This is a genomic window from Kitasatospora sp. NPDC057692 (genome assembly GCF_042799475.1).
Taxonomy (GTDB): Bacteria; Actinomycetota; Actinomycetes; order Streptomycetales; family Streptomycetaceae; genus Kitasatospora.
In genome coordinates this window covers 96,945-119,266 of the sequence record NZ_JBHVIV010000004.1, presented here as the reverse complement: position 1 = coordinate 119,266, position 22,322 = coordinate 96,945, and the positions used below count along the sequence as shown (strand labels likewise).

Sequence of the window (22,322 nt, the reverse complement as noted above, 5' to 3'; positions counted from 1 at the left end):
GGGGAGGGGGCGAGGGGCGGGCTCCGTACGGCCCGCCCCTCGGGACCTCCGGGGGCGCCGGGCCCCGGTGCGGGGCGGCGGGGCCTACCGGGGCGCGTCGACGCCCGCGGCCTTGGCGATGTCGGCGAGCATGGCGTCGGCGGCCTGGACGCCGATGCCCGACATCCAGGTCTCGTCCGGCACGTTGAACACCTTGTTGTTCTTGACGGCGTTCAGGCCCTGCCAGACGGGCGTGTTCTGGACCTCGCTCTGCTTGGTCTTGGTCGGGTCGTCGGCGACGGTGACGAAGACCAGGTCGGCGTCGGCCTGGTCGATCTGCTCGGCGCTCACCTCCAGCATCGACTTGTCGACGTCCTGGGAGGCCGGGCGGCCCAGTCCGGCGTCCTTCAGCACGACACCGCTGAACGACTGCTTCTGGTAGAGGCGGGTGGGCCCGGCCACGAAGCGGACCACGGAGGCGGTCGGCGCGGTGCCGCCGTTCTTCGCCTTGATCGCCTCGCCGAGCTTGGCGGCGCGGGCCTCGTAGTCGGTGAGCGCCTGCTTCGCCTCCGCCTCCTTGCCGAGGGCCTGCGCGTAGAGGGCGAGGTTCTCCTTCCACGGGAAGCCGGTGGTCTCGGCGAGCACGGTCGGGGCGATCGCGTTGAGCTTGTCGTAGACCTTGGCGTGGCGGACCTTCGAGGAGAGGATCAGGTCGGGCTTGAGGGAGGCGATCAGCTCCAGGTTCGGCTCGTTCATCGGGCCGACGTCCTTGGTGTCCTTGATCTTGTCCTTGAGGTAGCCGGGGAAGCCGCCCTCGGTCTTCATGTGCGGCGAGACGGCGCCGACCGGGGTGATGCCGAGCAGGGTGACGTCGTCCAGCTCGCCGCTGTCCAGCACGACCACGCGCTTGGGCTGGGCCTTGATCTCGGCGCTGCCGGCCGCGTGGGCGACGGTGCGCGGGAAGGCGGCGGCCGGGCCGGAGGCGGCGGCGGTGTTCCCGGCGGGCTCGCCGTCGCCGCCGCTGCCGCAGGCAGCGAGCAGGGCGGTGGAGAGCGCGGCGGCCAGGGCGGCGGCGGGGAGTCTGCGGGCGCGGGCGGAGCGGTTCATACGGGGGTTCCTTGTCTCGTGCGGGGGCAGGGCAGGGCGAGTCGGACCAGGGCGTCGGCACGGCACGGCACGGCACGCGGGCGGGCGGCCGGAAGGCGATGTGCACTGGGGGGAGTGGGTGGGGAGCCGGCCGGGGTCAGCCGCGGGCGGCGGCGGCCCGTCTCGGCCGGGCCCGGGGCACGACCAGCGGTGTGCCGGTCTCCGGGTCGGGCACCACCTGGCAGGGGACCTGGAAGACGCGCTCCACCAGCTCGGCGGTGAGCACGTCGCCAGGCGGACCGGCCGCGGCGAGCCGGCCGTCCTGGAGGACCACCAGGTGGTCCGCGTACCGGGCGGCCTGGCCGAGGTCGTGCAGCACCATGACGACCGTGCGCCCGGCCTCGGCGTGCAGGTCGGCGACCAGGTCGAGGACGTCGAGCTGGTGGCGCAGGTCGAGGAAGGTGGTGGGCTCGTCGAGCAGCAGCAGGTCGGTGTCCTGGGCCAGCGCGAGGGCGATCCAGGCCCGCTGGCGCTGGCCGCCGGAGAGCCGGTCGACCTGCTGGTCGCGCAGCCCGGACATGCCGGTGCGCTCCAGCGCCTCCTCGACGGCGGCCTGGTCGGCCTTGGACCAGGGGGTGAGCATCCGCTGGTGCGGGAAGCGGCCGAGCCGGACCAGTGCCTCGACGGTGACCGCCTCGGGGGTGACGGGCTGCTGGGGCAGCAGGCCCATCCGCCGGGCGAGCGTCCGGGAGGGCATCCGGTGGATGTCGGAGCCGTCGAGGGTGACGGTGCCGGCGGCGGGGTCGAGCAGGCGGACGAGGCCGCGCAGCAGGGTGGACTTGCCGCAGGCGTTGGGGCCGACGATGGCGGTGACGGCGTTGCCGGGCAGGTCGAGGTCGAGGCCGTCGACGACGGTCCGGCTGCCGTAGCGCAGCCCGAGGCCGTGGGCGGCGAGCCGGTTGGCCGCCGCTCCGGCGGGCGAGTCGACGCCGGTGGCGGGGCTTGTGGCGGTGGCGGTGCCGGTGCTCGCGGCGGTGCCGGTGGCGGTGGCGGTGGCGGTGGGGTCGGCGGGGTCGGGGGTCATCAGCTGCTCCTCTGGGGAAGCCGGCCCTGGCGGATCATCAGCACCAGGAGCCAGGGCGCGCCGAGCGTGGCGGTGACGGCACCGACCGGCAGGCCGTGGACGGGGATCACATGGAGCACGAGGAGGTCGGAGGCGAGCAGCAGCAGGGCGCCGGTGAGCGCGGTGAGGCCGAGCGTGCCGAGGGTGGGCGGTCCGGCGAGCAGTCGGACCAGGTGCGGCACGGCGAGCGCGACGAACGCGACCGGCCCGGTGAGCGCGGCGGCGAGCGAGGCCAGCGCGATGGTGAGCAGGAGCAGCAGGACGCGGTCGCGCTGCGGGCGCAGGCCCAGGCCGCCGGCCGAGTCGTCGCCCAGGTCGAGGACGGCGACCCGCCGCCGGCAGAGCACCACGGCGGCGGCGCCGGCCGCGATGGCGGTGCCGCCGATCCAGACCTCGGTCCAGTTGCGGCCGTAGAGCGAGCCGGTGGTCCACTGCATCGCGGAGGAGGCCAGCTCGGCGGGGAAGCGGACGATCATCAGATTGACGGCGGCGGCGAGGCCCTGCTGGACCGCCAGGCCGACCAGGACCAGCCGGGTGACGGCCATCCGGGAGCGCCAGGCGAAGCCGCCGAGCAGCAGCGCGGCGAGCAGCCCGCCGCCCAGCGCCGCCAGCGGGATGAACTCCTGCGAGGCGCCGACGGCGAGCATCAGCACCGCGCCGAAGGACGCGCCGCCGGTGACGCCGATGGTGTCGGGCGAGGCGAGCGGGTTGCGGAACAGCCGCTGGAGCATCGAGCCGGCCATCGCCAGCCCGGCGCCCGCGATCAGCGCGGAGACCACCCGCGGGGCGCGGAACTCCTGGACCACCAGGACGTTGCCGGGGTCGCCGAGCCCGGCCAGCGCGCGCAGCGCCTCCCAGGCGGTCATCTCGACCTGTCCGGTGCCGAGTGCGATCCCGGTGAGCAGGACGAGCAGCGCGGCCGCGGCCGCGGACCAGGCGGCCGTGCGGGCGCGGCGGCGGGCGGGGGAGGTGCCCGTGCGCCGGCCGCCGCCGGTCCGGTCGAGGGTCGGCGCGCTCATCGGGCCGCCTTCCGGGCCAGCACGGCGAGCAGCGGCGCGCCGAGGAATGCGGTCACGATGCCGACCTCCAGCTCGGAGGGGCGGGCCACCAGGCGGCCGAGCACGTCGGCGGCGAGCAGCAGCACCGGACCGGCGATCAGGCACCCGGGCAGCAGCGCGCGGTGGTCGCTGCCGAGCAGCGGGCGGACCAGGTGCGGGGCGGCCAGGCCGATGAACGCGATCGGCCCGGCGACGGCGACCGCGGAGCCGGCGAGCAGTACGACGGCCGTCCCGCCGAGCACCCGGATCCGGGCCACCGGCACGCCCAGCGACTGGGCGGTCTCGTCGCCGAGCGCCAGCGCGTTCAGCGGCGGCGCGACGGCGAACGCGCCGACCAGGCCGAGCGCCAGGAAGGGCAGCACCGGCAGCAGGGTGTCCAGCTGGCGTCCGGCGATCGAGCCGGCCAGCCAGAACCGGGCCTCGTCCAGGGTGCGGTGGCTGGCCAGCATCAGCGCGGACGTCCACGAGGTGAGCACCACGGTGAGCACGGTCCCGCCGAGCGCGAGGCGCACCGGGTCGAGGTCCCCGCCGCGGCGCGACATCGCGTACGCGGCGACGGCGGCGAGCGCGGCCCCGGCGAAGGCGAACCAGACGTACTCGATCGCCCGGGTCAGTTCGAACGCGTAGATCGCGGCGACCACGGCGAAGCTCGCGCCGGCGTTGATGCCGAGGGTGACCGGCGAGGCGAGCGGGTTGCGGGTGACCCCCTGGGCGACGGCCCCGGCGACGCCCAGCGCGGCCCCGACGGCCAGGCCGATGAGCGTGCGCGGGACCCGGAGCCCCGTCACCACGTCGGCGTCGCCGCCGTGCGCGCCGCCGGTCAGCGCGCCGACGACGGTGCCGAGCGGGACGGTGCGGGAGCCGAGTGCGAGGCTCAGCGCCGCGCACAGCGCGAGCAGGCCGAGGCCGGCGGCGAACACCAGGGGGAGCCTGGCCGGGGAGCGGCGGGTCGTGGCCGGGGCCTCGGGGGCCGGCGGATCGGTGGTCAGCACGGGGCGAGATATTAGGTTAGGCAAGCCTAATATCGTCAAGTCCCCGGTGGATTGGTCCGTACTGGGGACCTTGGGGGGCCGGTTGGCCGAGGGCGGCGCGAACCGGTCGTCGAGCGCCTGTAAGGTGAGCCTCACCTAATGCGATCTCGGGAGTGCCGATGATCTTCTCGGGGTCACCTCCGCCTGCCGCCCCGCCTGCCGCCCCGCCCGCCGCCCCGCCCGCCGCGGTGCCTCCCGCGAACCTGCTGGACGCCGACTACCGGCTGCTGCTGGACCTCTGTCCGGTGCTCAGGGTGCGACTGCTGGCGGCGGACGAACCTGCCCCCGGCCGGGCGCAGGGCTGGTACTCCGTGTCCGAACTGGCGGGCGATCCGGAGGTGTTGGCGCGGGCGCTGGCCGGGGAGGCCGCCCGGATCGCCCCCGTCGCCGCCGAGCACGGCACCGCTCCGCGTCCGCACGTGGCCGCCTCCCGACTGCTCCACCACTACCTCTGGTCCCTCTGCGTGCTGATCGCCGGACCCTGGCACCTGGCCCGGCGCGTCCCCTCGATCGACGGCGCGGACGTATGGCTGCACGCCCCAACCGGTGATCTCGCGCTCCGCCCGCGCGCCTACGTCGCGGTCCCCGGCGAGGACGAACTGCGGGCCGAACTGCGCGCCGCCGTGGTCGCCCACGCCGAACCGCTGCTCGCCGCCTTCGCCGCCCCCACCCGGCGCGGCACCCGCGCGCTGTGGGGGATGGTCACCGACGACCTCGCCTCGGCGATCTGGTACCTCGGCAAGCGGCTCGACGCGTGCGCCCCGGGCCCCGGCGCCACCGGGGAGGACACCGCGGTCGCCGCCGCCGGAGCGGTCCTGCCCGGGGGTACCGACCCGCTCCCCGGCGCCGCCGACTTCCGGCTGCTGCGCGGCGGGGACGGCCGGGGCCACCACACCCGGACCCGCCTCGGCTGCTGCCTCTACTACGCCGTCGAGCCGGCCCGGGCCTGCCTCACCTGCCCGCGCACCGACGACGAGGAGCGGCTGCGCCGACTCTGAGGGGGCGTCCGGCGCGCACCCGGGTAGGCTCGGCGCCCGTGATCGACTCCACCACCCGCATCCGGGTCGCGCGCCCCTCCCGGGACCTCGCCGCGGCCGAGCGCTTCTACGTCGACGGTCTCGGCCTCGCCGTCCTGTGGCGCAGCACCGAACGCGTCCCCGGCGAGCACGACCTCCTGATGGTCGGCCCGTCCGGCGGCGGCTGGCACTTCGAGCTGACCCGCGACCCCGAGCGCCCGGTCGAGCCGGCGCCCACCGTCGACGACCTCTTCGTCGTCTACCTCGGCGCCCCCGTCGACGACGCGTTGGTGCGGCGCCTGGAGGACGCCGGCGGCACGCGGGTGCCCGCCCACAACCCGTACTGGGACGAGTACGGCGTCACCGTGGCCGACCCGGACGGCTACCGCCTGGTGCTCTGCAGCCGGACCTGGAGCTCCTGAGCGCACCGGGAGATCCTGACCGCACCGGGAGCTGCTGGCCGCACCCGGAGCTGCTGGCCGCGCGCGGGGCGCTTGAGCGGCGCGCACCGGTGGCCCCGGCCGCGCCGGTCGCACCGGCCGGTGTCGGTTGCCCCGGCCGGGTGCGCCGTTCGCGCCGCCGGCGCCGCTCGCGCCGCTCAAGGACCTCCGGACGGTCGGGAGCAGCCTGATGGCCGATCAGAGCAGGACGTCCGCCAGCCGCTTGAGGTCGTCGAGGACGGACTCCCGCTCCTCCTCGGTCAGTTCGGTGGCGATCCGCTCGGCCCGCCGGGTGAACGCCTCGGCGCTCGCGCCGTCCGCGAGGCGGTGGGCCAGGTCGGCGCGCAGCGCGAGGATCCGGAACAGCAGCACCGGCGCGGGCGGCCCGTCCGTCCGGGCCAGCGCGCGGTCCAGCACCCGGGCGGCCGCGGCCGGGTCCTCCTTGGAGTCGGCGAACAGTGCCGCGTGGTGCAGCGCCTTCGCGAACGGCTCCTCGGGGGACGGCCGGTGCCGCTGGTCGGCGCGGATCGGCTGGCCGATCCGCAGGCAGTTGCCGCCGGGGTCGGTCACCAGGAACTGCCGTACACCGTGCGAGGTGTCGCCGACCGGGCCGATCCGGGGCAGGCCGCTGGTCGGCACCCGCCCGTAGGCGGAGCGCAGGCCTTCCCGGAACGCGGCGTGCAGCGCGTCCACGTCGTCCGTACGGACCAGGCAGGTGCTGTAGGAGGCGCCCGGATCGTACGTCTTCATGCCGAAGAAGTGCAGTTGGATGGCGCCGCGCTGAACAACGGCGTACGGGTTGGGGCTCTTCTGATGGAGGGTCACCTCGAAGCCGAGCGCGGTGTAGAACTCGAGCACTGGCGGGAGGGTCTGACAGGGGAGGATCGGAACCGTCGAATCGACCATGCCCGCTGACTTTACCCCTGGTTGACCGCGAACCGGACGCTTCCGGTCAGATGTCGACCCCGGGGACGCGTCGTCCGTAAGCGAGGAGCAGCAACTCCTCGGCCGGTCGGGCGACCGTCCGACTACCGCTTCCGTACGACCAGTCGAGGTCCGTGGCGCGCAGTCGGACGTTCTCCAGGCGGGCGCCGAAGAACCGCAGGGTGCGCGGGGTGACCTCCGCCAGCAGGGGAAGCAGCCGCTCGGCGGGCACCCGGCGGGCGAGGCCCAGTGCGACGGTGATGTCCAGGCCGTGCACGACGTCGTGCCCCAGCGCGGCGGCGGGTCCGCCGACCGGCGGCGTCCACGGGTGGTCGGCGTTGTCCCGCAGGGCGGCGGCGAGTTGGGCCCCGGTGAGGGCGCCGGCGTCGCGGCGGGCGAAGCGGTCGGTCATCCGGTCCAGGCTGCCGCGCGAGCGGACCAGCTCGGCGGCGATCCGCGGGATCCGGTGGCGGAAGCCCAGGCTCATGTGCGCCGCCACCTCGCGCACCCGCCAACCGGTGCAGAGCGAGGGCGAGTTCCACTGTGATGGGGACAAACCGTGCAGGACGTCGGCGAGTTCGCGCCGCTCGGCGGCGATCTCGGAGCGCAGGCCGGCGGTGCTGTACGAGGGGGAGTGCTGCATGGTCACCAGGCTGCGGGACGGAGCCGCCAGAAGTCCAAGAGCGGGTTGTTCTGGTCCCTAGAATCAGCGGTTATGGAGCTCCGGCAGTTGCAGTACCTGGTGGCGGTGGTCGAGGAGGGCGGATTCACCCGGGCGGCCGAGCGCCTGCACCTCGCGCAACCCGGGATCAGCGCGCAGATCCGGCGGCTGGAGCGCGAACTGGGCCAGCGGTTGCTCGACCGCACCGGCCGCTCGGTCACCCCGACGGAGGCGGGCGCGGCCGTCCTGCCGTACGCGCGGGCGGCGCTCGCCGCCGTCGAGGGCGTGCGGCAGACGGCGCAGGCCCACGCCGGACTGCTGACCGGGCAGGTCGCGGTCGGGATGGTGGCGGGCGTCCCCGGCGGGTCCGACGAACGGGGCTCCGACCTCGCGGCGGTCCTCGCCGCCTTCCACACCGAGCACCCCGGGGTGGAGATCTCGCTGCGCGAGGCGACCTCGGAGTGGATGCTCACCGCCCTGCGGCGCGGCGAACTCGACCTCGCCGTGGTCGGCCTGGAGAGCGCCGAACCGCCGCCAGGACTCGACCTCCAGCTGGTCGTCGACCTGCCGCTGGTCGCCGCGACGGCCCCCGGCCACCCGTTCGCCGCCGACCCCGGCCCGCTCCCGGTCGCGGACCTCGCCGGCCACCCGCTGATCGGCCTGCCGCCCGGGACCGGTGTGCGCGGGGCGCTCGAACGGGCCTGCACCGAGGCCGGCGTCCGCCCGCGCGTCGCCTTCGAGGCGTCCACCCCGCCGCTGCTGGCCCACCTCGCCGCCCGCGGCCTCGGCGTCGCCGTCCTGCCGCAGCCGGCGCCCGGCGCCGCCGAGGCCCTCGGCCTGCACGTCCGCCGCCTGGTCGCGCCCGAACCGCGCGGCCGGGTCGCCCTCGCCTGGCCCGCCGCCGGCCCGGCCCGGCCCGCCGCCCGCGCCCTGCTCGCCCGCCTGCGGGGGGCGTTCGCCGCGGCCGGGCCGGTCACGCCGTGAGCCGCTTGACCATCACCCGCTCCGCCGCGCCGTTCGCGGCGCCCGTCCCGTTTGCGCGGTCCGCCCCGTTTGCGCGGTCCGCCCCGTCCTCCCCGTCCGCGCGGTCCGTGCCTGTGTCGACGAACCCGTGCCGCCGGTACAGCGCGACGGCGGCCGCGTTGTCCAGCAGCACGGCGAGCCGCAACGCGCTGCTGCCCCGGCGCCGCGCCCACGCCTCGACGGCGGCGAGCAGCCCGTCCCCGACCCCGTGCCCCCTCGCCGACGGCCCGACCCACACCGACCGCAGCTCGCTCACCCCGCCCCGCCCGGGCAGCCCGCCCGCCAGTCCGACCGGCCGCCCGTCCGCCGCCACCGCGACTACGTGCAGGGCGTCCGCCCGCGCGAACCGGGCCCGCCACTGCTCCTCACCGCCCGCCGGCCAGTCCGCCAGCCGCACCCGGAACGCGTCCGGCGCCTCGGCGAACGCCGCCAGCCGGGCGTCCCGCCACAGCGGCCAGTCGACGGGATCGGCGGGCGTCAGGACCCGGAGCACGAACCCCCCGTTCATCGGACCACCGGCCCGCCGCCGGCGCGCCAGTCCGTCAGACGCTTGCGCACGCTCGCCACCATCGGAAGCCGGTCCGTCTCCTCCGGCGCGAACCAGCCGACCTCGTACGACTCGTCGGACGTCCGCAGCGCGCCCCCGACCGGCCGCCCGAGCAGGCAGATCGAGAACTCCTGCCGCACCTCGCCGTCGTCGTACGCCATGACGTGCCGCGGATTCGTGTACGTGCCGACGATCCCGGTCACGACGACCTCGATTCCGGTCTCCTCCAAGGTCTCGCGCACCGCGCACCCGCCGATCGACTCGCCCAGCTCCATCGTCCCCCCGGGCAGCGCCCACATCCCGTTGTCCGTGCGCCGCTGCAGCAGCACCCGCCCGGTCGCCTCGTCGACGACGACCACCGAAGCCGCCGGCACCAGACTGTTGGCCGCCGGAGCGCCGGGGTCGTCCTCGTAGTCACGCCTGGCCATCCAGGCCCCTTTCCCGCACGCGAAACCTTCGACGGGTGCCTGCCCCCGCCGCGGCTCCGTGACGCACGCTTCCCGACGCCGTCGTCCGGTCCGGCACGGCCCGGGGACGGGTTCCTAGTCGGTGCCGTTCCAGACGAGCACCGTCGCGTTGAAGGCCCCCCTGAACCCGGAGGGCCTGAACTCCTCCACGGTGACCAGGGCGATCCGCCCGAAGACCGTCCGGGCGCAGAACCTCGTCGTCCGCTCGATCGGCAGGGAGTACGACGCCTGCGTGCTGAGGAGGTCGGAACACTGCCGGCGGGTCGGGGCGGTCGATCCGGTGAGCGGGGCGAGGCCTCCGCTGTTGGCGGCGCTCGCCCCCTGCCCGCCGGCGTCCAGGATGTAGTGCACGCCGAAGCCCTTGATCAGCGGGGGCTCGTCCTCGCTCAGCACCCTCGGCGGATTCTCGTCGAGGTCCACCGAGGCGGTGAGGCGGACCGTCCCCTCGAAGCGGACGGTCTCCGCGGTCCCGGCCGGCGGGGAGGAGTGCGCCGGCCCGGCCGCCGGGGGCGGTGCGCCGACCGACGGGGAGGACGGGCCGCCGGCCGCGGGCGGGGTGGTGAAGCCCGTCGCGGCTTCCGGGGAAGCGGTCGTCACCGGCGGCGCGGCGGGCGGGGGCTCCGGTGACGGCGTCCGGGCGGAGGCGCTTCCCACGGCCGACGGGCTCGCGGCGGCGCCGACCTCGGCGGCGGGGCCGGCGGAGTCGCGCTCCGCCAGCTTCCGCTCGACCAGTGCGCCCAGCACCGCGGCACCGACCAGGGCGGCACACAGGAGGACGGCCCCCACCCGGGGCCGGCGCGGCGGCGGGGGCGGCGCCGCCTGGGTGATGGTGATGCTGCCGCCGGCGTTCAGCGAATGGCCGCCGCCCGCCACGTGGCCCGCCTGGCCGTTGGCGGGGCGCACGGGGTGCCCGGTGTCTCCGGTGCTCACGTCGTGATCGAGATGTCGCCGCGCGCGTTGTACACGCTCCCGCCTCCGATCGCCTGCCCGAACTGGGCCTCCCCGCTGACGACGGGTCCCGTCGAGGACGCGGGCCCGTCGACCGCCAGCAGGGCGCGGAGCCGGTCCGCCAGCTCCGGGTTCCTGAGCAGCAGCCAGGTGAAGCGCTGCTCCCACTCCTGCCCGGTGCGCGCCGCCGTGCTCCCGTCCCCCCGCTCCCGCGCCGCGGCGAGCACCTCGCGGGCCGTGTCGAGCGCGGCGCCGACCGCCTCGCCCTGCTCCGGCGCGACCTCGTGCCACAGCTCGACGACGCCGTCGCGGACCCGCCGCCACGACGCGCCCAGCAGCAGGCCGGTGACCGCCGGACCCGCCGTCCGCGCGAGTTCCAGGACCTGGTCCATGTGCGAGGTTCCCCCCTCGGTGTGCGGGTCCGGTGTGCGGTACCGGGCCCTGCCACGGCCAGCATAGGAACCGCGGGGCTCCGCGCGGGACCGCGTCGCGCGATCGATGCCGGTTCGCGACGGGGAACCTGACGCTCCGGTGGGGACGGTGTCGGTGGTGCGTGCAAGGATCGCCGCCATGACGGAGCAGGCGTTCGACTGGCGGTCCTTCCTCGTACGGTGGAGCGAGGAGTGGGCCGGGGCGTGTACCGACCCGGCGGGGCTCCGGGACGGCGACGAGGAGGCGTGGCGGGCGCGCTGGCTGGGGTTCGAGGGCGCCCCGGCCGAACGGCTCGCGGCGGCGGAGGCGGCGCTGGGGTGCGCCCTTCCGCCGTCGTACCGGGAGTTCCTCGCGGTCAGCGACGGATGGCGGCACGCGGGCGGCTTCGTGTTCCGGCTGGCCGGGGCGGACGGCGCGCGATGGCACCGGGACGCCGACGGGACCAGCGAGTACTTCGAGGACGACGAGTCGGCGGACGTGTGGCACCGGGCGCTGCAGCTCGACGTCGAGTCGGACCTGACGCTCGTCCTGCTCGACCCGGGCGACGTCGACGCCGACGGGGAGTGGGCGGTGTACTGCTACGCCTCGTGGCGGGCCGCGCCGCCCGAGCGGTACCCGTCGTTCCGGTCGTTCATGCTGGCCATGCACCAGGAGTTCCACCGCCTGGCCGCCCACCGGTACGACGAGCCGTTCGTCAACGCCACCACCCGCGAACAGGACGCCCGCGTCGAGGCGGCCCGGCTGGACGCCCTGGCCGGGGCGCACGAACGGGCGCAGGAGGCGCTGGCCGAGGCCGTCGCCTACGGACGGCCGCGCGCCGCCGGCCTGCTCGACCAGCTGCGCCGGTTCGGGGGGCAGGGGCCCGAGCCGACCTTCGGGGAGCTGCCGCGCGATCCCGCCTACCTCGGCGAGGTGGTGCCGGTGCTCGCGGCCCACCACGTGCGGAACGGGCACGACAGCACCGTGTGGGGGTTCACGCTGCGGGTGGACGCCGGCGGTCTGCGGGACGCGGCCGACGAGGTGCTCCGGCAGGTGCGCGAGCGCGCGTACCGCTACACCGCGGCCGGTCCGTTCGGCGAGGCCGTCGAACGGGCGCGGGAGCAGGCGCGCTGGGGCGGCACGGACGCCGCCTGGCGGACGCTGCGCGCCGCGCTGCCGCGGTGGACGCCGGCGGGACCGGACCACCTCGCGCCCGTCGGGCTGCTCGCGGACCCGCTGCTCGGGCCGCTGCTCACGGCGGAGCGCGGGCGGGAGCTGCTGGCGGTGCCGCGCGGCCTGTCCGGCGCGGCGGTGGGCGAGCCGGGGAGGGAGCCGGAGGAGGCGGCGGCAAGGGAGTCGGCGGGGGAGTCGGCGGGGGAGTTCGCGCGGGAGGAGCCGGGGGCCGTGGGCGACGGACTAGCCTGGCTCGCCCTGGAGCCGCGGTCCGGTCGGCCCGAGCCGTACCGCTTCGTGCTGGTGGAGGGGGTGGCCCCGGACGGGCTGCCGGCCGTCCTCGGAGGGGAGGGGACGGTGCTGGACCCGCCCGCGACCCGCTGGGAGGCTTGGAGGGACCGGCTCCGGGACGGACCGGTCCTCCGCTCCGAGGATCCGGAGCCCGCTGTCGTCGGTCATGCGGGCGGCAGCGACGGCGGATCCGGCTGGAGCTTCGCCTTCGAGGCGCGGACCTGGCCGGGGTCACCGGGGCCGCGCCTCGGGACCCCGGCCGTCACCGCCTCCGGCCGGACGGGCGGGCGCGCAGTGGCCGTGTTCGCCGTGCCGGAGGAGGGCTTCTTCCACCTGTCCGTGGCGGAGGGCGGGGAGGAGCGGTACGGGTTCACCGTGCGCGGACCGGAGATCGGCCGCGGTGGAGCGGGGGAGGTCCCGCCCGCCCTCGACCCGGACCGCCACTTCGGTCCGCACGCCCACGGCCGCCAGGGCGAGCACGGCCTGCTGACCGCGCTCGCCGCCGAGTTCGGGGTGGCGCTGCCCCGGTTCGCGCTCACCGAGGGGCGGCTGCACGCCTTCGCCGACCCGTCGTGGACGCCGCCCCGGTTGCCGGGCGACGTCTACCTGTCGGTGACGTCGGTCCCCGGGGGGTTCTCCCCGTTGCCGGGAGCACTGGAGGCGCTGCGGGGCCCGGGCGCACCCGATGCGTCGACCTCGCCGGGGGAGCCGATGAGGAGGCCGCCGGAGGTGTCCTGAGGAGCGCCGGGTCCGGTTCGGCGCCGCTCCTCCCACTCCTGGCGGAGCATGCCGAACAGCAGTCGGTCGTACCGGACCCCGCCCACCAGCACGGCGGCCCGGCGGCGGCCCTCCTCGCGGAAGCCGAGCCGGGTGAACGCGCGGGCGGCGCGGGCGTTGCCGCTCCAGGTGTCCAGCTCCAGCCGGTGCAGCGGAAAGGCGCCGAACAGGTGGTCCACCAGCAGGCCGAGGGCCTCGGAGCCGTAGCCGCGGTCCCAGAACTCCCGCTCGCCGATGGCGATCCCGACCTCGCCGACGCCCTCGTAGAGGTCGAGGCCCCGGTAGTCGACCAGGCCGATCGGGCGGCCGCCGGCCGCCTCCTCGACGGTCAGCATGCCGGCCTCGCGCGGATCGAGCCGCAGGATCCGGTCGAACCGGTCCGCCAGTGCCTCGGCGGTGGTCGGGCCGAAGCGCGGATCCCCGGCCGCCGCCTGCCGGATCAGCTCGGGGTCGTTGCGCCACCGCAGGTGGTGCTCCGCGTCCTCGGCGCGCAGGGCGCGCAGTCGTACTCTCGTACCTTCCATCATGATCGGATGGTAGGCCGGGCCGGCGTCAGCCGGTGAGGTGGTGGCGGATCTGGTCGAGGATCAGGCCGGCGCCGGTGTAGCCGATGCCGAGCATCCAGAGGTTGTCGTCGACCTGGTGGACCCGGCCGGTGCGGACGGCGTCGAGGCCCTTCCACAGCGTGCCGCCGGTGATCCTCTCCTGGTCGGACTTGGTCGCATCGCCGTAGACCGAGTAGAAGATGACGTCGGCGGCGGCCTGGTCGACCTGCTCGGGACTGATCTCGATCGAGAAGCCGGGCTTGTTCTGGTTGGCGGGGCGGCCGACGCCGAGGTCGGTGAGGATCGAGCCGATGAAGGTGTCGTTGAGGTACAGGCGGGTGGGCGCACCGGCGAGGAAGCGGGCCATCTCGACCTTGAGGGCGGCCGCCTTCTCCGGACCGCCGAGCGCCGTGACCAGGGCGGCGAGCTTCGCCCGGTACGCCTGGTCGGCCGCGGCCGCCTCGGTCTGACGGCCGAGGGCCTCGGCGTGCAGCCGGACGTTCTCCTTCCAGGCGGGGCCGGTGGTTCCGCTCAGCACGGTCGGCGCGATCTTGGAGAGCTCGTCGTAGCGCTTGTCGTCGCGGACCTGGTTGCTGAGGATGACGTCCGGGCGGAGGGCGGCGACGGCCTCCAGATCGGGGGAGCCGATGGTGCCGACGGCCTTGATGCCGACGAGGCGGTCGGCGGGAAGGTAGGCGGAGAGCGGTGCGCCGGCGGTGACGGCGGTGGCGCCGACCGGGGTGATGCCCAGGGTGACGGCCGAGTCCAGGGCGTCGGTGTCCAGGACGACGACCCGCTCGGCCCGCGCGGGGACGATGCTCTCGCCGCGCGCGTGCCGCACGACGCGGCCCTCCGGGGCGCTCGATCCGCCCGCCGTCGCCGGGCCGCCGGACCCGCAGGCGGCGAGCCCGAGCCCGGAGGCGAGCCCGGCGGTCAGCGCGAGCAGCCGGCGGCGGCTCACGGTCGAGGGGAGGGCGCGGGCGGGGGCGTCGGGCATCGGGCGACTCCGTTCCGGAGGCAGACGGCGAGGCGTCCCATCCCTGCCCGGGGGCGTGGATCGTTACGCGTGCGGGCGGGCGCAGTGGCGGCTGACAGCTGACAGCTGACAGCTGACAGATAACAGATGACGGATAACAGATGACAGACTCTGTCATCTGTCAGTGGTCATTCGTCCTCCCGCTGATCCATGCGTCGGCGGAGCAGTTCGTCGTACTCGGCGTGCACGCGGCGGTCCATCGCCAGCGCGAACTGGGCGTCGGTGACCGTCCGGGCGAGGGGCCGGACGCGCAGGACCTGCTCGGTCAGCCGGGCGGCCTCGCCGGGCGGCAGCGGGGTGTCGGCGGCCAGCGCGCCGAGCAGGTGCTCGCGCACCACGGAGGTGAAGATCTCGGCGATCGCCGTCACGTGCTCCTGGGTCCGCCGACTCGCCTCCAGCACTGCCGAGAGCGGCACGCCCTCCGCGACGAGCGCCGTGGTGGCGTCCATCAACCGGCGGCTGACGTGGGTGATCCCGTCCTCCTCGACCGTGATGAAGCCCTGGTCGATGGACTCGGCGGTGTTCTCCTCGGTGAGCTGGTCGCCGAGGGCCGCCTTCAGTTCGTCCCAGTCGAGGTGGACCGGCGTCTCGTCGGACCACGGCGCGACGATCGCCGCCTCCAGGCCGATCAGCTGGGCGACGTCCCGCCCGCTCTCGCCGGCGCCGATGAGCTCGGCGATGCCCCCCAAAGTGTGCCCGCGGTCCAGGAGTTCGGTGATCATCCGCAGCCGGGCCAGGTGGTGCTCGCCGTACCAGGCGATCCGCCCCTCCCGGCGGGGCGGCTGGAGCAGCTTCCGCTCGCGGTAGAAACGCAGAGTGCGGGTGGTGATCCCGGCCGCTTCGGCCAGCTCCTCCACCCGGAACTCGTGTTGTCTGTCCTCGGCAGCAGCTTCGACCTTGTCCACGGCGCTCAGCATAGGACCGGCGATCGTCCGATCGGGTCGGTCGGGCTTCTTCCATCAACTGTCAACAAGGGCTACCCTGCCAACCGTGCCAGTGATTGCTGGCACGGTTGGCGTGACCCGCGCCCCGCCGGGAAACGGCGATGCGCGCCCCACCGCCCCCACCCTCCAGGAGGACGCCGCATGGCATCCAGCAGCAAGCGCCCCCGCCCCCCTGTGTCCGACGCCGACGCGGCCGTCCCCGGCCAGACCGCTTCCCCCGAGGACCTGCCCACCGAGGACCGGCCCGCCGACGAGCAGCCCGCCGACGAGCGGCCCGTCCCGCACGTCCGGGTCGCCGTCATCGGCTCCGGCTTCGGCGGCCTCGGCGCGGGCGTCCGGCTGCGCCGCGCCGGCATCACGGACTTCGTCATCCTGGAGCGCGCCGACTCGGTGGGCGGCACCTGGCGCGACAACAGCTACCCCGGCTGCGCCTGCGACGTCCCCTCGCACCTCTACTCCTTCTCCTTCGCCCCCAACCCGGACTGGCCGCGCAGCTTCTCCGGCCAGCCGGACATCCGCGCCTACCTGGAGAAGGTCACCGACGTCTTCGGCATCCGCCCCCACCTGCGGCTCAACACCGAGGTCGTCGAAGCCCGTTGGGACGTCGAGCGGACCCGCTGGCGGATCGCCACCACGGCCGGCCGGTGGACCGCCGACGCCATCGTCTCCGCCGCCGGACCGCTCGCCGACCCGCAGATCCCCGACCTGCCGGGCCTGGACTCCTTCCCGGGCAAGGTCTTCCACTCCTCCCGCTGGGACCACGACGCCGAACTCGCCGGACAGCGCGTCGCGATGGTCGGCACCGGGGCCTCCGCCGCCCAGATCATCCCGGCGATCCAGCCGAAGGTGGGGAGGCTGACGGTGTTCCAGCGCACCCCGGCCTGGGTCCTGCCGCGCCGCGACCGGACGATCACCGAGCTGGAGAAGCGGCTGCACGGCCGGTTCCCGCTCACCGCCAAGGTCCGCCGCGGCGCCCTGTTCGCACTGCGCGAGATCCAGGTGGACGCCTTCGTGCGGCGGCCCGGCCTGTTGAAGATGGTCCAGCGGCTCGCCGAACGGCACATCGCGGACGGCGTCGCCGACCCGGCCCTGCGCGCCCGGCTCACCCCCGACTACCGGATCGGCTGCAAGCGCATCCTGCTCAGCAACACCTACTACCCGGCGCTCGCCGCCGCCAACACCGAGGTGGTGTCCGGCGGTCTGCGCGAGGTGCGGGGCTCGACGCTCGTCGGGGCCGACGGAAGCGAGCGGGAGGTGGACGCGATCGTCTTCGGCACCGGCTTCCACGTCACCGACATGCCCATGGGCTCCAAGGTGTTCGGGGTCAACGGCACCAGCTTCGCCGAGGAGTGGAAGGAGGGGATGGAGGCGCTGCGCGGCTCCACCGTGCACGGCTTCCCGAACTTCTTCTTCGTCATCGGCCCCAACACCGGCCTCGGCAACAGCTCGATGATCCTGATGATCGAGTCCCAGCTCAACTACATGATCGACGCGTTGAAGAAGCTCGAAGGGATCGGCGCGACCGCCATGCAGCCCACCGCCCGGGCGCAGCGCCGCTGGAACCTCGAACTCCAGCACCGGATGGACCGCACCGTCTGGACCACCGGTGGCTGCCGCAGCTGGTACCTGGACAAGAGCGGCAAGAACACCGTGCTCTGGCCGGGATCGACCACCTCGTTCCGTCGAGCCACCCGGAAGGTCGACCTCACCGAATACGAACTGATCCTCCGTCGGGAGGATCGCCCGGGCCGGTCCGGGAGCACCGCCGAGGCCGGGGAGGTCCTGGTATGAGCCGCCCTTCGATCCCCGCCGACTGCCTCCAGCCCGTCCCCACCGAGGAGTTGGCCGTGGTCTCGGCCGACGGGACCAGGCTGCACGTCGAGGTCCACGGGCAGCCCGGCGCCCCGACGGTGGTGCTCGCGCACGGCTGGACCTGCTCGACCGACTTCTGGGCGCCGGTGATCCACCGGCTCTCCGACCGGTACCGGTTGGTGGCCTACGACCAGCGCGGCCACGGCCGCAGCGAGATCCCGCCGAGCCGCGTGCGCTACTCCACCCGCGCCCTGGCCGAGGACCTCTCGGCGGTGCTCACCCGGGTCGTTCCGCAGGGCGAGCGGGCGGTGCTGGTGGGCCACAGCATGGGCGGCATGACCGTCATGGCGGGATCCGCCCGGCCCGAGGTCGCCGAGCGCACGGCGGCCGCCGTCCTGGTCTCCACCGGGCCGTCCGACCTGGTCGACGAACTGCGCGTGGTCCCGGGGGCGGTGCGCTCCCCGGGGGTGCGGCGCTTCCTGCACCGGCAGATCCTGCGCTCCCGGCTGCCGCTCGGTCCGGTCGGTCCGGTCACCCGGGCCGGGCTCGGGTACGGGATCATGGGGGCGGGCGCGCCCGCCGCCCGTGTCGACGTGGCGGTCCGGATGGTGCACGCCTGCCCGGCCGGTGTCCGGGCCAACTGGGCCCGGGTGCTGGAACGTTTGGACGTCCGCGCCGGGCTGGCCCGGCTCGTCGCGCCGACGTCCGTCGTGGTCGGCTCCGAGGACCGGCTGACCCCGCCGGTGCACGCGCACCGGATGGTCGCGGCGCTGGCCGACCCGCAGGGGCTGCTCCTGCTGCCCGGGGTCGGCCACATGGCGCCGATCGAGCGGCCGGCCGAGACGGCTGCCGAGATCGACCGGATGGCGACCGCCCATCTGCCGGGCGCCCGCCCGGGCGGGGGCGAGAGCGCCGCCGACTCCGGCGCCGGTCCCGGCTCCGGCTCCGAGAGCACCATCGACCCCGAGGCCACCACCGACCCCGAGAGGACCGCCGTCGCATGACCGCCACCCCGCCGCTCTCCACCCAGGTCGCCGTCGTCACCGGAGCCGCGCGCGGCGTCGGCGCCTCCCTGGCCCGCGCCCTCGCCCGCCGCGGCGCCAAGGTCGCGCTGGTCGGCCTGGAGCCGGAGGAGCTCAAGGCCGTCGCCGCGCAGTGCGGCCCGGACGCCACCGCGTGGGAGGCGGACGTCACCGACGCCGAGGCGCTCACCGCGCTCGCCGCGCGGATCAAGGAGCACTACGGCCGGATCGACACCGTCGTCGCCAACGCCGGCATCGCGATCGGCGGCCCGCTGCTGCAGAACGACCACCGGGCGTTCAGCCGGGTGATCGAGGTCAACCTGCTCGGCAGCGTGGCCACCGCCCGGGCCTTCCTCCCGGTGCTCGCCGAGAGCCGCGGCTACCTGCTGCAGATCGCCTCGCTGGCCGCGCTCACTCCGGCGCCGCTGATGAGCGCGTACTGCGCGAGCAAGTCCGGGGTGGAGGCCTTCGCCCACGCGATCCGCGCCGAGGTCGCCCACGAGGGTGTCAAGGTCGGTGTCGGCTACCTGAGTTGGACCGACACCGACATGGTGCGCGGGGCCGACGAGGACACCGTGCTGAAGCAGATGCGCTCCCGGCTGCCGTGGCCGGCGAACAAGACGTACCCGCTGGAGCCGGCGGTGGACCGCCTGGTTGCCGGCATCGCGCGGCGCTCCGCCCACGTCTACGCGCAGGCCTGGCTGCGCGGCATGCAGCCGGTCCGCTGGGCCCTGCCGTCGCTGATCGCGCTGGTCGGCTCCCGTGACGTGGCCCGCCTCGCGCCCCAGCTCGCCGCCACCGCCGCCACCCGCCTGCGCGCCGTCGGCGCCGGTGGAGCGGCCGACACCGCCGCCCGCTCCGAGCGGCCCTGACGGGCGGCGGTCGGACGGCGGCGCGAACGACGACTGACAAATGACAGCTGACAGATGACAGATATTGAAATCTGTCATCTGTCAGCTGTCAGTCGTCCCGCCTCACTCCCCGTCCGGCGCCCGGGCGAACCGCTTGAAGACGTCGTAGGCCGCCTGCGCGAAGTTGTCCCGTCGGCTCGGGCCGGCGTTGCAGAGGGCGGCGACGGCGGTGGCGGTCTGCGGGCAGAACGCGATGAGCGTGGTGCAGCCGCGAGTGCCGCCGGAGTGGAAGAGGAGGTCGCGGCCGTCCGCAGTGCGTCGGTGGTTCCAGGCCAGGCAGAGCTGGTCCCCGGAGTGCGGCAGCCTCAGCCGCGGTCGCTGCACCTCCCGCAGGGCGTCCCCCAGAGCCTTCCCGTAGGCCGATCCGCCCTCGCCCGGCCGCAGATGCGCGCACAGGTACCGGAGCAGGTCGGCGCCGCTGGCCCGGACGGCGCCCGCGCCCGGGAGACCGGGAATGTGCCACGGCGGCAGCGGACGCCCGCGCCGGTGGCCGACCGCGCGGTGCGGCGAGTCGGGCGAGCAGGTGGTGGCCCGCATCCCGAGCGGACGGCAGATCCGCTCGGCGAGCAGTTCCGCGTAGCCGCTGCCGCGACCCGCCTCGGTGACCAGCCGCCCGAGCAGCCCGACCCCGAAGTTGGAGTACCCGAACCGTTCGCCGGGCCGGTGCCGCACGACGGTCCGGGCCAGTCCCGCCCGCAGCCGCGGTTCGTCGTACGCGGCGTACGGATTGCTGTTCCAGGCCGCGACGGCGCTGGTCAGCAGCCCCGGCGGCAGCCTCGGCAGGCCGGAGGTGTGGGTGGCCAGGTGGAGCAGGCGGATCGGCCCGCCGCGCCGGACCTCGGCGGGCCGCCACCCGGCCGGCAGGTGCCGCTCCACCGGGTCGTCGAGTGCGAGTTCGCCCCGGGCGGCCAGATCGGCGAGCAGCAGGGCGGTGAACGTCTTGGTGATGGAGCCGAGTTCGAAGACTGTGTCGGGCGTGCAGGGCTCGCCGGCGCCGCGGTCCACCCGTCCGGCGCACCGTACGGCCTGCCGTTCGCCCCGTGCCACGGCGAGTGTCACGGCGCTGGCACCCTGCCCGGCGGAGCGGACCAGTTCCGCCAACTCGGCTTCGCCCCACGGGGCGTCGGCCCCCCGCCCGGGTCCGTCGAAGGGCGGCACCTACTTCTCCGGCGGCGCTCCGGCCGCCATCGCCGCCGGGTCCGCGGACGCCCCGGTCGTGCCGCCGAGTGCGCGGGCCAGTGTGGTGGTGGCGGCGACCACGGCGACCACGGCGGTGTGACCGTGGTCGGTGAGCAGTTGGGCGGGATCGCCCTCCGTCGCCGTGTTGGCGTCCTTGGGCAGGAGTCCGTCGGGCCGCTGGGCGGACGCGAGCGCGGCCCAGCCCGTCGCGCCGTGGTCGAGCTCGCCGATGCAGGCGGCGACGATGAGGAGTTCGCCCACGAGGTCCCAGTGGCCGACCTCCTGCCACACGTCGATCCAGGCCGGCAGCCAGTCGCTCAGGTAGTCGCGGATGTGCGGGGGCAGGCACTCGGGGCGGGCGCCCCAGTCGGTGAGGTGGAAGACGGAGTGCGTGACGTAGTAGGCGGTGAGCCAGTCGATGATCCACGGCTCGGGTGTGGCGCCCAGCCAGGTGGCGGCGGCCAGCTCGTTCCAGTCCTCCAGCTGGTCCAGGCCGATCACGCGCCGGGCGTTGGCCGAGGCCAGGCGGCGGCTGGGGAGCTGCTCGGCCGCCCGGACGGAGCGCAGCCGGTTCAGCGTCGCCAGCTGTTCCTCAAGGGCCCGGTGGCGGAAGCCGGCCCGCGCGAAGTGGACGTAGACCTCCAGCGGGTCGGTCATCAGGGGGTAGCGCAGCTGCCGGTCGTACAGCAGGTCGCCCTCGCGCAGTTCGGCCCAGGCGAGGTCGATGACCTGCCGGGCGATCCGCGTGTCGTCGGCCCCGGCGACGCCCTCGCGCAGCAGCAGGCCGGTGGCCAGGGCGACCTCGCCGAGTGGTTTGTAGATCTCGTTGGGGTTGGCGAGGTCGGTGGTGACGTCCTCCTGGAAGCCGCCGAGACCGCTGTCGTAGAAGGAGTGCAGCCAGCGCAGCGATCTCGATCCGACCTGCTGGGCGATGCCGATGATCTGACTGTCCGTCATGCCGCAGCTCCGTCCGGGGAGTCGCCGAGGTCTCCGCGCTCCGGCCGGCTCCCGGGTCGCGCGGGCGTTCCGGTGGCCGTCGTGCCCGTGGCCGCAGTGCCCGCGCCCGGCAGCAGCTCGGCGATGGCGAGTTCGAGCCACATCCGGGTGCTGCCGTCGCCGACCGCCCGGATCCGGTCCAGTACGGGCCCGAGTTCCAGGTGCGCGGGCCCGCCGTTCGCCTCGTTCCAGGCCAGCCAGCGGGCGAGCCGGGCGGCGGTGCGGTAGTCGCGGCGGAGCATGGAGCGGGTGGCGCCGCGTGCCAGCGTCAGCGAGTGGCGGTGGGCCAGTTCGTGCACGGGGCCGTCGAGCCGGGGGAGGGCGAGGGCGGAGAGCCGGGCCATGGTCACGGTCCACTGCGGCCAGTCGCCCGCCGTCGGAGCAGGGGGGCCGACCGGGTCGGGGCCCGGTGCCGGGAGGGGGCGGTTCGCCAGTTCGACGAGTTGGGCGGTGGCCCGGTCCCGCCAGGCGTTGGCGAGCGCGGCGCCCGTCGGTTCCGGGCGTGCCGCGGTGCTGCCGGGCGCGGGGGAGGCCTCGTGCATCGGGAAGGTGTCGAGGGCCTCGGCTGCGGCGTCGGCGGTCGGCCCGTCGAGGGGCAGGCCGGCGAGCAGGTGGGGCGCGAAGAGGTCGGGCCCCAGGACCCGCACCGCGGCCAGCTCGGCTCTGGACGGGGGGCCTCCGGCGGGGAGGGGGCCCCCGGGCGTCGAGCCGGCGGGCCGGGCGGCTCCCGGGTCGGGCCGGCGGGTGGGCGCGGCCGGATCCCCGGCGTCCCGGAGGGCGCCGAGGACCTGGCCCGCCACTCGCTCGACGGCTGCCGCGTACTCGTCGCGGAGTGTGGTGTCGGCGAACGGCATGGAGTGGGATTCTCCTGTCTGGAGCGTGCTCGGGATCTTCGGGTCCGGCCGGCGGCCCGGTCGTTCGA

General features: G+C 75.4%; 22 protein-coding genes and 1 pseudogene. 7 read left to right on the top strand and 16 right to left on the bottom strand.

What is annotated here, in order from left to right; all coding sequences use genetic code 11:
• Window positions 1-84: 84 nt before the first annotated feature.
• The 4 genes from ACFVFS_RS03720 to ACFVFS_RS03705 form a co-directional block, all read right to left on the bottom strand.
• Complete coding sequence (locus ACFVFS_RS03720; RefSeq protein WP_380619648.1) at window positions 85-1,086, bottom strand: ABC transporter substrate-binding protein; 1,002 nt, start codon at window positions 1,084-1,086, stop codon at window positions 85-87.
• Window positions 1,087-1,222: 136 nt separating this feature from the next.
• On the bottom strand, window positions 1,223-2,149 hold the full coding sequence (locus tag ACFVFS_RS03715; RefSeq protein ID WP_380619646.1) for an ABC transporter ATP-binding protein: 927 nt from the start codon (window positions 2,147-2,149) through the stop codon (window positions 1,223-1,225).
• Window positions 2,149-3,207: a FecCD family ABC transporter permease gene (locus tag ACFVFS_RS03710; protein WP_380619644.1), complete on the bottom strand. Its 1,059-nt coding sequence runs from the start codon at window positions 3,205-3,207 to the stop codon at window positions 2,149-2,151. Before ACFVFS_RS03710 ends, ACFVFS_RS03715 begins: the two co-directional genes overlap by 1 nt.
• On the bottom strand, window positions 3,204-4,169 hold the full coding sequence (locus ACFVFS_RS03705; protein ID WP_380619812.1) for a FecCD family ABC transporter permease: 966 nt from the start codon (window positions 4,167-4,169) through the stop codon (window positions 3,204-3,206). Before ACFVFS_RS03705 ends, ACFVFS_RS03710 begins: the two co-directional genes overlap by 4 nt.
• A 296-nt stretch (window positions 4,170-4,465) precedes the next feature.
• Here ACFVFS_RS03705 and ACFVFS_RS03700 point away from each other — a divergent pair, with 296 nt between their 5' ends.
• Together ACFVFS_RS03700 and ACFVFS_RS03695 are read left to right on the top strand one after the other, a co-directional pair.
• Window positions 4,466-5,275 carry a (2Fe-2S)-binding protein gene (locus ACFVFS_RS03700; protein ID WP_380619642.1) on the top strand — a complete coding sequence of 270 codons (810 nt, stop codon included), beginning with the start codon at window positions 4,466-4,468 and terminating at the stop codon, window positions 5,273-5,275.
• 38 nt (window positions 5,276-5,313) lie between these two features.
• The gene (locus ACFVFS_RS03695) at window positions 5,314-5,715 is read left to right on the top strand and encodes a VOC family protein (protein WP_380619640.1); all 402 of its coding nucleotides are present in this window, start codon (window positions 5,314-5,316) and stop codon (window positions 5,713-5,715) included.
• Window positions 5,716-5,931: 216 nt separating this feature from the next.
• On the opposite strand, the gene ACFVFS_RS03690 is transcribed toward ACFVFS_RS03695, so the two are convergent.
• Complete coding sequence (locus ACFVFS_RS03690; protein WP_380619638.1) at window positions 5,932-6,639, bottom strand: bleomycin resistance protein; 708 nt, start codon at window positions 6,637-6,639, stop codon at window positions 5,932-5,934.
• Window positions 6,640-6,685: 46 nt separating this feature from the next.
• Window positions 6,686-7,300: a maleylpyruvate isomerase family mycothiol-dependent enzyme gene (locus ACFVFS_RS03685; protein WP_380619636.1), complete on the bottom strand. Its 615-nt coding sequence runs from the start codon at window positions 7,298-7,300 to the stop codon at window positions 6,686-6,688.
• A 72-nt stretch (window positions 7,301-7,372) separates the two neighbouring features.
• Between ACFVFS_RS03685 and ACFVFS_RS03680 the strand changes: the two genes are divergently transcribed.
• Window positions 7,373-8,302, top strand: a complete 930-nt coding sequence (locus tag ACFVFS_RS03680; protein ID WP_380619634.1) for a LysR family transcriptional regulator — start codon at window positions 7,373-7,375, stop codon at window positions 8,300-8,302.
• Here the strand turns inward: ACFVFS_RS03680 and ACFVFS_RS03675 are convergent.
• The 4 genes from ACFVFS_RS03675 to ACFVFS_RS03660 form a co-directional block, all read right to left on the bottom strand.
• Window positions 8,292-8,849, bottom strand: coding sequence for a GNAT family N-acetyltransferase (locus ACFVFS_RS03675; RefSeq protein ID WP_380619632.1), 558 nt, complete (start codon window positions 8,847-8,849; stop codon window positions 8,292-8,294). The genes ACFVFS_RS03680 and ACFVFS_RS03675 overlap by 11 nt on opposite strands.
• Entirely contained in the window at window positions 8,846-9,316 is a 471-nt protein-coding gene (locus ACFVFS_RS03670; protein ID WP_380619630.1) for an NUDIX domain-containing protein, read from the bottom strand. Before ACFVFS_RS03670 ends, ACFVFS_RS03675 begins: the two co-directional genes overlap by 4 nt.
• 114 nt (window positions 9,317-9,430) lie before the next feature.
• Window positions 9,431-10,285, bottom strand: coding sequence for a hypothetical protein (locus tag ACFVFS_RS03665; RefSeq protein ID WP_380619628.1), 855 nt, complete (start codon window positions 10,283-10,285; stop codon window positions 9,431-9,433).
• The gene (locus tag ACFVFS_RS03660; protein ID WP_380619626.1) at window positions 10,282-10,695 is read right to left on the bottom strand and encodes a hypothetical protein; all 414 of its coding nucleotides are present in this window, start codon (window positions 10,693-10,695) and stop codon (window positions 10,282-10,284) included. The genes ACFVFS_RS03665 and ACFVFS_RS03660 overlap by 4 nt, the downstream gene beginning before the upstream one ends.
• Before the next feature lie 178 nt (window positions 10,696-10,873).
• On the opposite strand from ACFVFS_RS03660, the gene ACFVFS_RS03655 reads away from it, so the two are divergent.
• Entirely contained in the window at window positions 10,874-12,916 is a 2,043-nt protein-coding gene (locus tag ACFVFS_RS03655; protein ID WP_380619624.1) for an SMI1/KNR4 family protein, read from the top strand.
• Between the two features lie 71 nt (window positions 12,917-12,987).
• Here ACFVFS_RS03655 and ACFVFS_RS03650 read toward each other — a convergent pair.
• The 3 genes and pseudogenes from ACFVFS_RS03650 to ACFVFS_RS03640 all read right to left on the bottom strand — a co-directional run.
• Window positions 12,988-13,479 (bottom strand): annotated as a pseudogene (locus tag ACFVFS_RS03650) (GNAT family N-acetyltransferase); the annotation flags it as partial.
• Window positions 13,480-13,507: 28 nt separating this feature from the next.
• On the bottom strand, window positions 13,508-14,497 hold the full coding sequence (locus ACFVFS_RS03645; RefSeq protein WP_380619622.1) for an ABC transporter substrate-binding protein: 990 nt from the start codon (window positions 14,495-14,497) through the stop codon (window positions 13,508-13,510).
• Window positions 14,498-14,664: 167 nt separating this feature from the next.
• Window positions 14,665-15,453: a MerR family transcriptional regulator gene (locus ACFVFS_RS03640; RefSeq protein WP_380619620.1), complete on the bottom strand. Its 789-nt coding sequence runs from the start codon at window positions 15,451-15,453 to the stop codon at window positions 14,665-14,667.
• Between the two features lie 168 nt (window positions 15,454-15,621).
• On the opposite strand from ACFVFS_RS03640, the gene ACFVFS_RS03635 reads away from it, so the two are divergent.
• From ACFVFS_RS03635 to ACFVFS_RS03625, 3 genes are read left to right on the top strand one after another with little or no spacing between them, the layout of a single operon-like run.
• Complete coding sequence (locus tag ACFVFS_RS03635) at window positions 15,622-17,271, top strand: flavin-containing monooxygenase (RefSeq protein WP_380619618.1); 1,650 nt, start codon at window positions 15,622-15,624, stop codon at window positions 17,269-17,271.
• Window positions 17,268-18,296, top strand: coding sequence for an alpha/beta fold hydrolase (locus ACFVFS_RS03630; protein WP_380619616.1), 1,029 nt, complete (start codon window positions 17,268-17,270; stop codon window positions 18,294-18,296). The genes ACFVFS_RS03635 and ACFVFS_RS03630 overlap by 4 nt, the downstream gene beginning before the upstream one ends.
• Window positions 18,293-19,186 (top strand): SDR family oxidoreductase, encoded by an 894-nt coding sequence (locus ACFVFS_RS03625; protein ID WP_380619614.1) that lies wholly within the window; start codon window positions 18,293-18,295, stop codon window positions 19,184-19,186. The genes ACFVFS_RS03630 and ACFVFS_RS03625 overlap by 4 nt, the downstream gene beginning before the upstream one ends.
• A gap of 102 nt (window positions 19,187-19,288) precedes the next feature.
• Here the strand turns inward: ACFVFS_RS03625 and ACFVFS_RS03620 are convergent, their stop codons facing one another.
• The 3 genes from ACFVFS_RS03620 to ACFVFS_RS03610 are packed head-to-tail and all read right to left on the bottom strand — an operon-like array spanning window position 19,289 to window position 22,254.
• Entirely contained in the window at window positions 19,289-20,383 is a 1,095-nt protein-coding gene (locus tag ACFVFS_RS03620; protein ID WP_380619612.1) for a serine hydrolase domain-containing protein, read from the bottom strand.
• The gene (locus ACFVFS_RS03615; protein ID WP_380619610.1) at window positions 20,384-21,361 is read right to left on the bottom strand and encodes a DUF6895 family protein; all 978 of its coding nucleotides are present in this window, start codon (window positions 21,359-21,361) and stop codon (window positions 20,384-20,386) included.
• On the bottom strand, window positions 21,358-22,254 hold the full coding sequence (locus ACFVFS_RS03610; RefSeq protein ID WP_380619608.1) for a hypothetical protein: 897 nt from the start codon (window positions 22,252-22,254) through the stop codon (window positions 21,358-21,360). Before ACFVFS_RS03610 ends, ACFVFS_RS03615 begins: the two co-directional genes overlap by 4 nt.
• Window positions 22,255-22,322 lie beyond the last annotated feature (68 nt).

Excerpts from the sequence above, each read along its gene's own strand:
- ACFVFS_RS03720 (WP_380619648.1), bottom strand. The coding sequence starts at position 1,086 with ATGAACCGCTCCGCCCGCGCCCGCAGACTCCCCGCCGCCGCCCTGGCC.
- ACFVFS_RS03715 (WP_380619646.1), bottom strand. The coding sequence starts at position 2,149 with ATGACCCCCGACCCCGCCGACCCCACCGCCACCGCCACCGCCACCGGC.
- ACFVFS_RS03710 (WP_380619644.1), bottom strand. The coding sequence starts at position 3,207 with ATGAGCGCGCCGACCCTCGACCGGACCGGCGGCGGCCGGCGCACGGGC.
- ACFVFS_RS03690 (WP_380619638.1), bottom strand. The coding sequence starts at position 6,639 with ATGGTCGATTCGACGGTTCCGATCCTCCCCTGTCAGACCCTCCCGCCA.
- ACFVFS_RS03685 (WP_380619636.1), bottom strand. The coding sequence starts at position 7,300 with ATGCAGCACTCCCCCTCGTACAGCACCGCCGGCCTGCGCTCCGAGATC.
- ACFVFS_RS03680 (WP_380619634.1), top strand. The coding sequence starts at position 7,373 with ATGGAGCTCCGGCAGTTGCAGTACCTGGTGGCGGTGGTCGAGGAGGGC.
- ACFVFS_RS03675 (WP_380619632.1), bottom strand. The coding sequence starts at position 8,849 with ATGAACGGGGGGTTCGTGCTCCGGGTCCTGACGCCCGCCGATCCCGTC.
- ACFVFS_RS03670 (WP_380619630.1), bottom strand. The coding sequence starts at position 9,316 with ATGGCCAGGCGTGACTACGAGGACGACCCCGGCGCTCCGGCGGCCAAC.
- ACFVFS_RS03660 (WP_380619626.1), bottom strand. The coding sequence starts at position 10,695 with ATGGACCAGGTCCTGGAACTCGCGCGGACGGCGGGTCCGGCGGTCACC.
- ACFVFS_RS03655 (WP_380619624.1), top strand. The coding sequence starts at position 10,874 with ATGACGGAGCAGGCGTTCGACTGGCGGTCCTTCCTCGTACGGTGGAGC.
- ACFVFS_RS03645 (WP_380619622.1), bottom strand. The coding sequence starts at position 14,497 with ATGCCCGACGCCCCCGCCCGCGCCCTCCCCTCGACCGTGAGCCGCCGC.
- ACFVFS_RS03640 (WP_380619620.1), bottom strand. The coding sequence starts at position 15,453 with ATGCTGAGCGCCGTGGACAAGGTCGAAGCTGCTGCCGAGGACAGACAA.
- ACFVFS_RS03635 (WP_380619618.1), top strand. The coding sequence starts at position 15,622 with ATGGCATCCAGCAGCAAGCGCCCCCGCCCCCCTGTGTCCGACGCCGAC.
- ACFVFS_RS03630 (WP_380619616.1), top strand. The coding sequence starts at position 17,268 with ATGAGCCGCCCTTCGATCCCCGCCGACTGCCTCCAGCCCGTCCCCACC.
- ACFVFS_RS03625 (WP_380619614.1), top strand. The coding sequence starts at position 18,293 with ATGACCGCCACCCCGCCGCTCTCCACCCAGGTCGCCGTCGTCACCGGA.
- ACFVFS_RS03615 (WP_380619610.1), bottom strand. The coding sequence starts at position 21,361 with ATGACGGACAGTCAGATCATCGGCATCGCCCAGCAGGTCGGATCGAGA.
- ACFVFS_RS03610 (WP_380619608.1), bottom strand. The coding sequence starts at position 22,254 with ATGCCGTTCGCCGACACCACACTCCGCGACGAGTACGCGGCAGCCGTC.